6 protein-coding genes and 1 pseudogene are annotated in these 13,970 nt (G+C 35.9%); 1 reads left to right on the top strand and 6 read right to left on the bottom strand.

The features are described 5' to 3' along the window. Nucleotides 1-75 precede the first annotated feature (75 nt). Nucleotides 76-495 carry a DAPG hydrolase family protein gene (locus tag CKF54_RS04175; RefSeq protein WP_222987508.1) on the top strand — a complete coding sequence of 140 codons (420 nt, stop codon included), beginning with the start codon at nt 76-78 and terminating at the stop codon, nt 493-495. 217 nt (nt 496-712) lie between these two features. Here CKF54_RS04175 and CKF54_RS04170 read toward each other — a convergent pair whose 3' ends face one another. From CKF54_RS04170 to CKF54_RS04145, 6 genes and pseudogenes are all read right to left on the bottom strand, one after another. Then, nucleotides 713-1,975, bottom strand: coding sequence for a restriction endonuclease subunit S (locus tag CKF54_RS04170; RefSeq protein WP_119525075.1), 1,263 nt, complete (start codon nt 1,973-1,975; stop codon nt 713-715). A 267-nt stretch (nt 1,976-2,242) separates the two neighbouring features. Beyond that, nucleotides 2,243-4,054, bottom strand: coding sequence for a type I restriction-modification system subunit M (locus CKF54_RS04165; RefSeq protein ID WP_119525073.1), 1,812 nt, complete (start codon nt 4,052-4,054; stop codon nt 2,243-2,245). A gap of 487 nt (nt 4,055-4,541) precedes the next feature. Beyond that, a complete protein-coding gene (gene mukB, locus CKF54_RS04160; protein WP_119525071.1) occupies nt 4,542-9,014 on the bottom strand; it encodes a chromosome partition protein MukB in 4,473 nt (1,490 codons plus the stop codon). Nucleotides 9,015-9,495: 481 nt separating this feature from the next. Continuing rightward, nucleotides 9,496-10,218, bottom strand: a pseudogene (mukE, locus tag CKF54_RS08315) (chromosome partition protein MukE); the annotation flags it as partial. Nucleotides 10,219-10,235: 17 nt separating this feature from the next. Beyond that, nucleotides 10,236-11,738 (bottom strand): condensin subunit MukF, encoded by a 1,503-nt coding sequence (locus CKF54_RS04150; protein ID WP_119525067.1) that lies wholly within the window; start codon nt 11,736-11,738, stop codon nt 10,236-10,238. A gap of 526 nt (nt 11,739-12,264) precedes the next feature. Next, nucleotides 12,265-12,885: a tetratricopeptide repeat protein gene (locus CKF54_RS04145; protein WP_119525065.1), complete on the bottom strand. Its 621-nt coding sequence runs from the start codon at nt 12,883-12,885 to the stop codon at nt 12,265-12,267. Nucleotides 12,886-13,970: the final 1,085 nt, after the last annotated feature.

Below are 13,970 nucleotides of genomic sequence, written 5' to 3'. Positions count from 1 at the left end.
AGAAGGGCAGTCTGCCCTGCTAGAAATCGACGTAACCTAATGTTATTTAGTAATTTATTTAGGAGAAAATGATCAATTTCGGGAATCCCTAAATTACAAGACACTAGCAAATCATTTAAAGAACGTTTATGGAACGGCATGTACTTTGCTGCAGAAGATATCGGTGCTGGTTACCACGAAATTCCAATCAACTTCAAAAGCCCAGCAGACTTCGGTTTTGACATGGAAGTGTACAACAACAGCTATGTAGGTACAAAAGGTACAACAATTAGCTCTGTTGCTAATGGAGGTATGATCCGTCTATGTCACTACATTCGTCCAGCTTTAGATGGTTCAAATGCGGTTGAAGTATTTAGCCGTTTCTGGATTGCTAAAGAAGCTAATGTTAGCCCAGAAGCTCTTAAAGGTCTAAACTACCACGGTTTAGAAGAGTTCACTCAACTAGGTGCAGTATTACCTACTCTTTACCGTGACTACGCTAAAGACACTATCTAATTCTTAAACTAAATTTAGATTAAATCTATCAAGAACTAAAACCAAAAAATACAAATCTAGCTAATTTCAACTAAGTTAGCTACCTATAACTTAAATGACTAGAGAGGGCTTAAAGCCCTCTCTATTTTATTGTTTAATTTACTACTGACCATAATTGTAGATCATGATCAATTAACAATTGTCTAAGCTTTCTAAGCCAACTAAGCAACCTAGCAAACTAACAAAGCATTTGTTGCACTAAGCCTTTTCTTAAAGTACGCGTTAAGTCTAACTGATCTTTAAGTAAGTCTAGCATTCTATCCACTTTCGAAGTGAGTTCAGTAATTTTCGCTTGCTCTTCAGGAGTAGTTAAAGGAACAACAAAGTTTTTAACTTGTGTTTTGGTGACAGAGTTAAAGGTAGTTCCTTTACATTCTCTAAGAGCTTGCTCTGTGATCATAGGAATAAGGGTATAGATGTAGTAAGTACTTACTTTATCTTCTTTAGGAATAAAGCTTTGAAAACCTTGGTTAGTTGAAGCTTCAGTAGCAAGAATCGCAGCATTACCAATAGTTGCTCTACTTGAGAAAAGAACCGTTCCCACTGGCATCATTTTGGCAGAAGAACATGCTTTATATCCAGCTTCTGTTAGCTTACGTTCACTTGAGTAGACATAAGTTCTATCACCAACTTCTGCTGGCGTGAACCAGTTTATATCCCCACCAAAATATTCTTTTACTTTGGTGCTTGGTGTACCACCAGAAACAACTTCTACTAGATCTGATAGTCTATGCCAAGTCCATTGATGAGTAAAACCTTTAAAACGCATTATTGGGAGTCTTTTATGTACACCTTTATAAATGTATTTAGGAATTAGTCGCTGGAAAAGCCCTAGTTTGATTTTTTCGTAAAGTCTAATGCGTTCTTCTAATGCTATGATCTGCTTATCCACATCTTCAAATAGCTTGCTGATTTTTTGTTGCTCTTCAAGCTCTTCAGGAAATGAAAACAATACATTTCCCATCTGCTTAGTATTTAGCCTTAAGTATGCCTTATGAAGAGAAACATGAACATAAAGATGTGTAACTTTATTTATGGCTTCAACCATACAATTGTTACAAAAACCAGAGTTTGAAATCAGTATTCCGCAGGTATCGATTGGATAAAACTTACCCGTAATAAATTTTACTCTACCAGCATATCCAGCTACAGTCCAACCTAATACATTTTCATATAAGTAATGATTATAGTAACCAGCAATACCATAGTTTGCTGTTTGAGCAGAGTAAACTGGATGGCAGTACTCTTCGTCAGGCTCACTTTTAGTTTGAGCCATAAGAATACGTTTACCAATCGTAATCTTATCGAAGACATTTTTAACGCGATCAGTAACCCAAGGCTTAGTAAAATCTGGGAATCTTAATGGTGGTCTTAAGACAGATCTTTGTCTTAGTAATTCTTTTTCTTCTAGCGTTAAACCTGTGTAATCTGGTAGGGTCATTTTTATAAACTCTCCAACTTTGCTAATAATCTTAATTTTTAACGGTAAGTAAAGTAAGTAAACATTGCTTTCTATATTATATAACGAGTAGTTTGTTAATCCTCAATCATTTTTATGGAGAATGCAGAGAATGCGAGAATGTAAAAAATAAGAACGGGTAACAGGGAATAACCTAACACAAATCCTAGCGTGGGGTTAATTTCTTCCCATAAGAAAAGGCATAGGAATTTTACTTCCTATACCTTTTTGTCTATCTAGATTTTAATCTTATAAGCTATCTCTTTTGTGTTTAGCGATTAAGCCATCGATATCGATACCTAATTCTTTTAATTGTGAATTAATAGAATTTTCTAAATGGAAGATATCTTCACGGTTAGCTTGTAAATCATCTAACACGTCGTCTAGGCTAACATAATCTTCGCTAGAGAAAGCATCAACATAACGAGGTACGTATAGACTGTAGTCGTTGATTTTGCTCTTAATCTCATCGATGCTTACTACACGTGAGAATTGTGGCACGTCTTTACGTTCAACATAAGATTCAACAACACGCTCTACTTGGTCCATCGTTAAGTAGTTTTGTTTCTTATCTTTTTCAACACCTACTGAAGCATCGATAAAGATTACGTTGTTACGGTCTTTACTGTCTTGTAACTCACGATCCTTTCTTAAGATCATAACTACAGTTTCTATACCTGTACCGTAGAATAGACCTTCAGGTAAACGGATAACCGCATCGATATAGTTCTCGTCTACTAAAGTACGACGAATGATCTCTTCAGAACCACCACGGAATAACACACCACGCGGAAGAACAATACCCATAGTACCGTGATCATTTAAGTGGTGAAGACCGTGTAATAAGAATGAGAAGTCAGCTTTAGTTTTTGGAGCTAAAGCACCATAACGTTTAAAACGTTCATCTTCTAACTTACCTTCAGTTTCCCAGTGAGTTGAGTATGGAGGGTTAGATACGATTACGTCAACTTTTAAAGGTGAAGCTTCATCAGCACCTTTAACTAAAGGCCAGTCACCATCTAACGTATCAGCATTTTTTAAGTTCATATCTCTTAAGTCAACGCCGTGCATTAATAAGTTCATTCGAGCAAGGTTATACGTTGTGAAGTTTAACTCTTGACCGTAGAAAGTAATGTTACGTTCTGCTTTAACTTTTTTCGAGATATTAGTGTTTTCAATTTCTTTACGGTACGCATTACTTAAAGTTAATAGTAATGAACCCGAACCACACGTAGGGTCAAGTACGTTTAAAGAGAAACGTTGCGCTTCTGCATCTGATAAAGTTTTTAAATGATCAACAGTTCTGCTTGCAACGATTTTAGAAATCATCACACTCACTTCGTGTGGAGTATAGAACTCACCACCTGTTTTACCTGCGTTTGCCGCGAACTTACCGATTAAGTTTTCGTAAATCGCACCTAAAATGTCACGACCACTTTCGTCTTTAACAACAGCGCTCATGTCATTTACTTTTAGACAGATAGTAAATAAGAATTTAGATCTAGAATCACTATCTTCACCTAGACGGTTAGCTTCTAAGTTTACGTCATCAAAGATATTCGCGAAGTCGATATATACTTGTTTATCTAGTCCAGTGTTGCTTGAATCTAAATAGTTATTCGCGTAAGTTGTTAAGTCATCTTTGAAGCATTTTAACGCATTAGATAATAACTGTGAGTTTGCAGTTTCATCATTGATTTTATCAATGATGTTTGACCATAAGTACTCTGGACGAATAATAAAGTTGAAAGTAGAAATTACTTGACGTACTTGTTGCTCAATAGCTTCTTTTTCTGTTTTACCAGCTTTTACAGCATTAGCAACTTCTCTTAAGAACCAAGTTTTATAAATATTTGTGCGTGGTCCGTTTAATAATTCATCGTTTCTTCTTTCTAAGTATTTGATGGTATCTTCATCTAATCTTTTGCTTAAGTAAGCATAGAATAGGAAACCTAAGATATAGTTCTTATACTCAGATGCATCCATATTTCCGCGCAGATCATTTGCCATATCCCAAATATTGGCGAAAAGAGTATCTTTATTTACTACTGGTTCTGTCATAGATGTTTCTCTACTTAATTTTTATAAAAAGTTCGTATTTAAAATTGACATAGAATAAACTAGGCAAGCTTTTTCTTAATCTAAATAAATTAAATCAAGAGTAAGGCTTGCTAAGTTTTTTAAAAAATTGGAGTTTTGCTTGAAGCTCTTTGCCTTGGAGTATTTTTGCAACAAGTTTGTATATTTGCATAAATATACAAAGTACTTAACTTATCCACAAATTCCCAAGACTAACTAAAACTAACCCAAAACTCTATGGGTGATAGTAAAATTTTATCCTGCCCTATTATACTATAGTTTACTGTTTTTAAAGCAGTTATTACTTTCAAAATTACATAAATTAGCTTAAGCTTATTTGCTTTGCCATTTCGGGACAAACAATATACTAAAAAGATCGAGTAAACCTCGATCTTTTTAGTAATTAAAAACAAATGCTTCAGGTAAGCAAATACAACTAAGCAGTAAAGATTAGCTTAATCTTTTGTTTTTAGTTAGGAGCACTTGCTCCAGCATTTGCAGTACCAAAGCCACGCAGACCAATTACCTGCACATACTCACGATCACCATCAACAGTACGTACTAATTTATAAGTTGTACCATTTTCCGGAGCAATGTTTTCTGGAGCAGCAATAATTAGTTGCATTTGTTGACGCTGACAAAGCTCAAACAGAGTTGCAATTGACTTAGAGTCTAAACGTGCAGCTTCGTCTAGGAAGAGTAAACGACAAGGTAGTAAGTCTTTAGCACGAATACGTTTTGCTTCCTCCTCCCATGATTGTACTACCATGAGAAGAATTGACATACCTGTACCGATTGCCTCACCAGTTGACAAAGCTCCAGACTCTGCTTTTAACCAACCATCAGAACCACGGAAGACTTCGATACCTAGATCGATATAGTTACGATAGTCTAGTAACTCTTCGCCAATTGTTTGATAGTTACGTGTACCTAGCTCAAAATCAACATTAATTCTTTGATAAAGTTTAGCTAGGGCTTCAGTAAAGCCTAATTCACTATTTTCAAAGAGATCAGCGTGCTTGCTGTTACTTTCACGTAAAGCATTTAATAACAATGCGTGACTTTCACGACAAGTTGCGGTTAAACGCACTGACTTCACTTGACCAAAGGTCATGTTTTGTAAACCTTGGTTTAGTTGCCAGATACGGTTTTGTTCTCTTTGAATAGTTTTATCAAGAATTGAAGCAACATCAACAGCGGAAATACCAAGTGATTTTTCACGTTCAGCTAGTTTGCTACTTAACATATCCAATTGAATTTCCATTTGTTCAATTGCTTCAATTGGGTCGTTGGTTACTAGCACGTCCTGACGAATACGTTCACGTAAGTGTTGGTAAACATCAACAAAGAACTTAACTTTGAGAATTGGACGACGAGTATCTTCAGAAGCTTTTAAGCTATCACGTAAATATTCGTTGTCACTAATTAAGGTACGTAAAGTCCCTAAAGCCAAGTCTGACTTCGAACGAAGTTCACTGTTAGCTAGAGTTAAAAAGTCTGGGTTCATTAGACGATTAACCAGTCCATGCTCGTTTGCCATGCTTTGTAACTCTTGCCATTTAGCTTTGTTATCCGCAACGTTTGCACGCTCAAGCACAAATTGTCTTTGTGCTTGCTCTAACTTCTCTTTTAAATCTTCGAGTTGTTGTAAGCGTTGTTGTTGCTCGGTTTGTCCATGCAGGATTTTCTCTTTAAGCTGATCTACTTGCGTTAGCAGTTGATTAGCTTTAACTTTGGCAGTTTCAACAGCTTGCTCATTAACATTTGTACCAGTAGCACTTAACTCTTCACTTAACTGCGCAAGGTTTTGCTCAGCAGTTTCAAGTTGCGCTTGTGTACGGTATAGGGCTTGACGAGCTTGTTCAAAATCAGCAGTTACAACTTTTAACTGCGCTTTGTTTTTATTCCAAGCGTCTTCAAGCTCTGCTAGTTGTAAACGTAAATTATCGGCAAGTTCATCACCCTCAAGTTCACCTAAATCTTTGTAATTAAAGTGCTCTTGGCGGTTTACAACCTCTAGCGCTAAATGTTGTAAGTTAGTTAAAGTACGTTGTAGTTCTTTAACTTGAGCAATCTCTGCGGTTAAATCTTGACTAGCATCAACTTGGTACTGTAATAAGTTATAACCATTTTCCAAGATTTCTAAAGCTTCAGCATGTTGCTCAATATATCTTTGTCCCTCTTTAGCTTGGTTAAGCTCATTACGTACGCGTTGGTAGTCGTCTTCTAAAGAATCTACTGGTGCCGTAAAAACATTTAATAAGCGATTTAGTAAATTGTTTTTACGAGTAAACTCAGCAATTTGTCCATTGTAAGTCTCAAGACTACGACGAAGATTATTGATTTCACGCTCTAAACTATTTACTTGGCGATTAGCTTGCGCTAATTGCTCTTCAGGATTCGCTTTGAAGGCTACGTTAAAGTACTGCGCTAAGAACGAAGTTAAACTATCAGCAATAGCTTTATTGCTATAGTAAGCAGTTTCAACTTCATTTAATTGGTAAAGAATTTCTTTAATCTCTTCTTTACTATCAGCAATAAACTTCTCACGCGCAGCACGACCAAAGGTCGTCATCTCTTGAATTGATGATAAACGAATTTGATGTTCATTTAAACGAACAATCACCGATTTTTCATCAATTAGAGTACTGTCAAACATCCCCTCGTTGAAGTTATTAAAATCTGCTTCAATTAAGTAAAGATCTTCAGGTAAATCTTCGATCTTACTTAACTTATCTTCAATCCCTTCAAAACTTGGAACAACGATGGCATTACGTGCAGGTCCATATAAAGCAGAGTAGAAGCAAGCGTCTTCGAGACTAATCTCATCATAGATCTCAGCTAACATTACCCCGTTTAAATCTTGGGCAATATATTGCAACTGCTGATCAATTCCCATCCCCTGTTTTTCAACTTGATAGAGTTTATCTTGTAACTCATCACGTTTGGTAGTTAGATTCTGCAGTTGTAGACCTTGCTGGTTACTTAACCCCATGTAATGGTCAAGGGCTGCACGAGCTTCTTGCTCATTACGTAATGGTTGCTCAAGTTTGCTATTAAGCTTATTGAGCTCTTCTTGCGCTTTTAAGTAAGGAACTCGTTGTTGCTCAAGCATACTTTGCTGATTGCGGGCAACACTTAGTTGAGTAGTTAAATCAGCTAGTTGATCTTTAAGCTCTTCTCTTTGTCCATCAACTTGACTAAAAGCTTCTTGGTTAGCTTCAAAGAACTCTACTAGCTCTTGACGCGAACTAAAACTTTCGCCAAGTTGCTCTTGTAACTGTGCAATTTGATTACTACTTGCTTGGGCTTGTTCACGACGAGCATGTAAGCTTTGATACTCACGTTCAAGTTGTGGAATACGCTCTGCAAGATTACGTTTAAGGATTGCACCTTTAACTAAGCTTTGCGCTAGAGAATACGCTTGTTTCCCCTCAACTTCACGTCCTGCTAAGCGATTTAACGCTTGTTGTACTTGTAAGCGTTTTTCACCTGAACTTTGATTAAGCTTTTGCGCCATATCAAGTTCGTAAAACTGCTGGTTAACTTGACTTAAAGGCTGGGCAAACTTCGGAGCAAGCTCAAGTACTTGCGCCAGCTCAAGTGCTTGTCCATTATGCACTTGTAAAGCAGTTTCAAGTTGTGGATAAGCAACTTGGTAAGCTTGGTTAAACTCTGTAAGTTTTAACTGTGCTTGCTTATACTGCACTTGACGGGTAGCTTGTTGGTCAAGGGCTGCTTGAGTATCACTTAATTGACGACGCAAGTTGTCAATTTGGCTTTCTTGCGCAATAATCTTTTCACTTAACTCTTCACGATCAATTGCTAAGTCTTCAGATTTTAAGCTTTCAACTTCAAACTCTTCACGTAAAGCACTTACTTTAGCAAGGCTTTCATTGTACTGCCCTTGGAGACGGAAAGCAGAAGTTAAAAGATTGTAATACTCATTAGCTTGTTGGTATTGCTGTTGCAATTCTTGCAACTGCCCTTGTTGCTTAGCTTGTCCTTGGGCAAAACTTTCGCTACTTAGAGTAAGTTGCTCTTGTTTACTTTCAAGAGCTTGCTTGTGCTTGCGCACTTCAAGCAGTTTTAAAACTAAATCTTTACGTTGGTTACGTTGATAGATGTAATCAGCTGCGACATAATCAACGGTTGCATCTACTAACCCACGGAAGAAATTACGATCTGCACGCGTTTGTTCAATTTTATGTAACGTCATGCGATTTTCTAAAATCGCAGCTTCCATATCTTGGAATGCGCGTTTTACACTGCCGTTTTCTGGTAGTAAGTATTCACGTAAAGATTTAGTAATTGTTGATGAAATCCCACCGTAGAGCGACGCTTCAATTAAACGGTAAAAACGTGATCTGTCTTGTGGTGTACGTAAACGTTTTGGTAAAAAACCATAATCAAACATTTGTGCATGATAGTCACCAAGTGAATGATAGGTTTTTAACACTAGTCCTTGCTGTTCACAGACAGCTTTTACGTCATTTAAAGGCAGGATTTTGGCACGTTTATCATCAAGTTGCTGTAAGAAGAGACTTGTTACTTCTTGACCATTTAGTCCCATGATCGAAAAGAGTTTTAAATCAACTTTTTTGTCACGTCCCGCAACTTGCTGTAATCTTACCCCAAAAACTAGCGTTTCGCCTCTTGAGTTTTCACACTCAAGCGCAGCATAACACACGCCACTTTTTAGTTTACCGTGTAAACCACGGTCTCTTGAACTTGAAGTAGAACCCGCTTCGGTTGTATTTCTAAAATGTAATAGACTTAGATCTGGAATCAGCGCGGTAATAAAAGCTGCCATGGTGGTTGATTTACCAGCTCCGTTACCACCTGATAAAGTAGTAACTAGCTCGTCAAGGTCATACTTTCTGGCAAAAAAACCATTCCAGTTCATCATGATTAAGGATTTAAACTTTCCTCGTTTGAGCATCTTTTTTACCTATCTATTTTTTTGCAAAAGAGGGATTATCCCCATATAGTTCATCATCTTCGTCTTGCTCGTCATCTTCATAAAGATCATCATCTTCGGCAAAATAATCATCTTCATCGTCATCATAATCTTCATCTTGGTCATCATATAACCAATCATCAAGATCATCATCTTGTGACGCGTCAGCAAAGTCCTCGTTAGTAAACTCTTCATCAGCTTCAGCAAAGTCCTCATCAGCCTCAGCTGCAAGATCATCAGCAGCATTATTATACTTGCCCTCAAAAGCAGGAGAATTTGAGCTTAGATCAGTGTCTAGACTTGAGTCTGTAGTTAGAGCTCCTAGCTCCTCTTCAGTCTCATCTGTGTCTACTTCTTGATCTAACTCTTGAGCTAATGTATGTTTGTTAGAGTACGCTTGCTCACTTGGATCTTGTTCATCTTGCTCTTGTCCAGTAAAACCTGAACTAGTTTCTGGTGTAACTTGGTCTAAACCAAAGTCTTGACCATTTTCTCTTGCTAGCTGACGCTCTTTAGCTTGTTGAGCTTGCTCTGCAAGCTTGATTGACGCTGGAGTTACAGCTTCACCAGAACGTACTAGTTTTTCTTGTGCTGCAATTGCATCTTCGCCACTACGTACTTCTGCCCCAAAACGGAAACAAGCATTACGAATTAAAAATCTATCACGTTTATCTCGCCCTAAAAAGCTAATAATGCCAATACGAGCTAAACGGTTTAAAGAAGAACGAATTTTTTCAAATAACTTAGCTTTATCTAAGTCTGAACCAGTTGAACGTGGGTTAATAATTTTTACTAAACGTTCTACGTCAACTAACGAAGTTAGTTCGTCGTATACTTCTTGAGCGGTAAAAATACCTTGTTGCGCTAATCTTTCAGGAGAAAGGTACAGCAAGCACAGAACTTTACCTACCATCATTTCCAGTTCTGTTAGTTGCGAACTGCCAATAATACTCGTACTCTTAGTACGAAGGTAGTAAAAGTCTTCAGGGGCATGAATTAACTCAACATTGTAACGACGATAAAAATTATCGAGCTCGGTAAAGTAAGTGTGAATAAAGCCATGTCTTTCCATGTCTTCACTACAAATGTGCTTACCAGCTCTTAGTTGCGTATCGATTTCCGGAAACAATGAGCTACTTAAAGCTTCAATTAATTTGTTTGATAAGCTCGCACGATTGTTATTCATTGATCAAAGTCCTCAAATTACTGCGTTTTATAACGATTAATTACATGCGCCTGTACTTGAGCGTGACGCTCATTTACATCTTGCCATGTAGCTTGCACCCCAGCTAATTCATCACTTGAAAGCCCGAGGCGCATTGCTTGTTCAACAAAGATACGCGCGACATCAAAGTGGATAGCTAATGGATTGTCTCGCAAGATATTACGTAAGATTAAAGCAATATCAAGAGGTTCATGTTTTTGTTTAAAAGGTGTTAACACCATTTGCATTGCTGTGGCAATTTGATCTTGGATATTGTCGTAGGTTTCGTAAGCAATAGCGTCTGGGATATCCCCAACTTCTTCACCTTCAACTAAATCTTGCGCTTCTGCGCGCATATCTAGAATTCTTTCCTGCTCAACTAGAGTTAAGAAGAAAGGTTGATTGAGAAACTCACTCACAGAACGACGTAAACGCGTTGAGAAAACGCGGTTCTTATCCAAGTCAATGGTATTACGAATAAATTTGTGAATGTGACGATCAAAACCAATCCACAGGTCAATGCTTTGTTGTCCCCAAGAGATAATACGATCTAGTTTGGTCTGTAAATGGCCAATTAGTTCGTTAATGAGGATAAACATTTGCATGAGCTCAACACGCTCTTGCTCGTCATAGTTGTTTTGTAAATGGTCGATTAAGTTTAAAAGATCCTGATCATCACCAAACAGAGTTTGACGTAAACTAGGATCAGCTGTCAACATTTGTAAAGTTTGTAAAGCTTCAATTTGACGGTTAACTGCGTAGTAGATAGTTAATAATTGACTTTGTAATTTGTCCCCTGCTGAACTTAAAGTGTCTTGGAGTTCACGTAGGGTATCTCCGGTTGAAGAAAGAAGATTTTTACAATTGTCAATGGCAGCAGCCCAGTCTTTGGATAAAAGATCTGCAATTTGCTGTTTGATTTGATGTTGCTCTTCATCAAGCTCACGCTGACGATAGTCAATTAAATCAAAGACTTCAGCTACAGAGTAACGTAAAGGCGCATATACATTAGTACGCCAAAAACTATAGTCACCATTACCCTGGCTTACTTTAGTGATCTCGTGCATCTCTTTAGCTACCATAGCTAACTGTACACTTAAACCAACTTGAGAAAATTCTTTTTGACGAAGATAGTTATCGGCAATGCCGATAGCTAGAGGAGAGAGACGATAAATTGAAGATTGGTTCGCAATTTCTGCATCTTCAAAAAAGTCCAAACTAAAACGATTGAGTAACTTTTGCGTTACCATGTCATTGATGATTTTATTAGCTCTAGCTGCTGAAGTAGCATCGGTAAGATCAGCTTGGTTTTGCTGAGCTAGAACCTGACGATACAAGTCGATAAGAATTTCTTCGGAAAGTTCGGTCGTACTTGTTCTCTGAAAAGAATGGATCGCTAAAAGAAAACCAATGCGATCACTTGAAAGGTTTATTGAAAACCCATTGGTATTCACCCATTCTAAAATATCATTAAGGTGAAAGGATGGTTGTGAGCTTTCCATAAAAAGTTCCGATAGAGAGAAGAAATTTATTTTACTTTTTCAATCCTATAGATTATCAAAAAAGACGTTTTTGCGCTTGAAAATCGCACCTATATGCTCGTTTTTTCTTAGTTTTTCCTTTAAAGAGTTATGAATGCGCAAGGAAAAAGAATTTTTACCAGTTTTTTATAAGTAAGGCTGTAATTAAGGTGAGAATCAAAGTCAGAATTAAGGAAGAAATTGAGGTAAGAATTTAAGAAGAGAATAGGGGTAAGAACTTAAGCTGAAAATTGTGTTAAGAACCTAAGCAGGAAATTAAATTAAGAGCTTAAGATGAAAAATGAGTTAAGGCTTAAGCTGGAAACTCAGTTAAGAATTTAATGTAGGAGCAGAAGCATAAATTAAGATCAAGATAGATTTAGTCAAAAGCAACTACCAAGGCATGAACCCCGAGAAGAAAACTTCTCGGGGTTCAGAGTAAATTAAAAAAGAGGTTAATTCAACCTTGAATTGACAGCAATAGACCATCAATTACCTAAGTAATTCACTAATGAGACTGCTCATTTAAACGTTGTAAACCTTGGTTGGCTAGGTTGTTACCTAAACTAGCTGATTTTTGATAATAGCTTTTAGCTTTAGCTAGGTTTTTGGTAACTCCTTCGCCTCGCTCATAAGCACGACCTACATAGTAAAGAGAAACTGCATCATTTGCTTTAGCTGCTTGGTAAAAATAGTTAAAAGCAACTCTAGCATTGCGAGTTACTCCTTCACCATTAATGTACATTAAACCAAGATAACGTTTAGCAATAACATGTCCTTGTTTACTTGCTTGTAAAAAATGCTGACGAGCTGTTGCAAAATCTTTATTGTTGTATGCTTTTACTCCAAGATTATAAACCTTAGCTAACTCATCGTTGTAACCAGTTTTATCATTGGTTGCATTTGATTGACTTGCTGGTTGTTTTGCTTTGTGTGTTTGTGGTTGCTGTGTTTGTTGTGTTTGTTGTGTTATTTTATTTGTCTGTGAATGCTGTTCTTTATTAGTGTGTACTTGCACTAGTAGAGGCTGACTTTGAGCTGCAGACAAATAGTACTGTGTACTATTTGCTTGCGCAAAGTTACTACTTAAACTTAATAAAGGTAAGCATAAAATTGCAAGAATACGCATAGAGATCCTTATCAAAAGTATTTACTACAGTTATATAGTATCTCTAACAAAAATCAAGCTTAGCTAACAATAACTGCTAACAACAATAACTACTAAAAATTTAAAAATTTAATATCATCTCAAAGTTTCGTCTTAAAGTTTCATTTGTGTCACTAATTTTTACAATTCTCCAAAAGTTCTGCATACATTTTTTAAATTGTTCGAATGACTTTTGTAACACTCTCAGTTCTTCTATTTTTAGATCTTCATTCAATAGCAACTTTAATAAGTTAAGAGGCAATTAGGATTTTAGCAAAAATTTTGCATAAAAAAAAATCTTACTTATTGGCGATAAGTAAGATCTTTAAATCATGATAAAAAACTTCTAGATTTTGTGTCAATAAAGATAAAGTTAATTAATAAACTAACTTGAGTAAGACTTGGCGAAAGATTTAAGTTGGCGCTTAAATCTAATTTCTTTACTCACTTTATTGTGAAAATAAAAAAATATGAGAAAAAAGTATAGTCTTTAAAAAATGACAATATTTTATATCGTTTTCAGCCTGTAATTAATCAGGCAATTATTTTTACTCATTCTGTTATTCAAGCCATTAAGAATATCTTAACGGTTGCTTTTTTATTTGGGAAAACCCAAAAATATAAAATTCTTTTTTCTTAACGCTTAATTAGACAGTGCTAAATTAAAAAAGTTTTAAAAAAATTAAAAAAATTTTAAAATTATTTTTAATTCGTTGTAAATTAAGCTAAATTTGTTTCAAAATTCTTTTAACAAAAAAGAAATTTAATTAAAACAAAATCATTTTTTTAAATGAAAATAAACTTTTTTTCTAGCTTCCTCATTGGAAGCACTTACTTAGACACGAGCATTAATTAAAAGTTTTAAGAAAAATTAAAAAATTTTTCAAACAACCGCTAACTTGTTATAAATTAAGCAAATAAATTTTAAAATTTTTTCAAAACTAATTATTAATTTAGGCAAAATTCCGGTAATTAATTCTATTTTTTTATTAAAATTACAGTTATTTTTTGTTTAATTTCGAATTAATATCGAACTGTTTTTTTTAGTTAATTTAATTTCGAATTAT

The organism is Psittacicella hinzii (assembly GCF_003585885.1).
Classification (GTDB): Bacteria; Pseudomonadota; Gammaproteobacteria; order Enterobacterales; family Psittacicellaceae; genus Psittacicella.
Note: the sequence above shows the minus strand (reverse complement) of the source record. Positions and strands in the feature narration are given on the sequence as shown.

What these genes read in the sequence shown, in the direction of transcription:
- CKF54_RS04170 (WP_119525075.1), bottom strand. Translation starts at nt 1,975, where the DNA reads ATGACCCTACCAGATTACACAGGTTTAACGCTAGAAGAAAAAGAATTA.
- CKF54_RS04165 (WP_119525073.1), bottom strand. Translation starts at nt 4,054, where the DNA reads ATGACAGAACCAGTAGTAAATAAAGATACTCTTTTCGCCAATATTTGG.
- mukB (WP_119525071.1), bottom strand. Translation starts at nt 9,014, where the DNA reads ATGCTCAAACGAGGAAAGTTTAAATCCTTAATCATGATGAACTGGAAT.
- CKF54_RS04150 (WP_119525067.1), bottom strand. Translation starts at nt 11,738, where the DNA reads ATGGAAAGCTCACAACCATCCTTTCACCTTAATGATATTTTAGAATGG.
- CKF54_RS04145 (WP_119525065.1), bottom strand. Translation starts at nt 12,885, where the DNA reads ATGCGTATTCTTGCAATTTTATGCTTACCTTTATTAAGTTTAAGTAGT.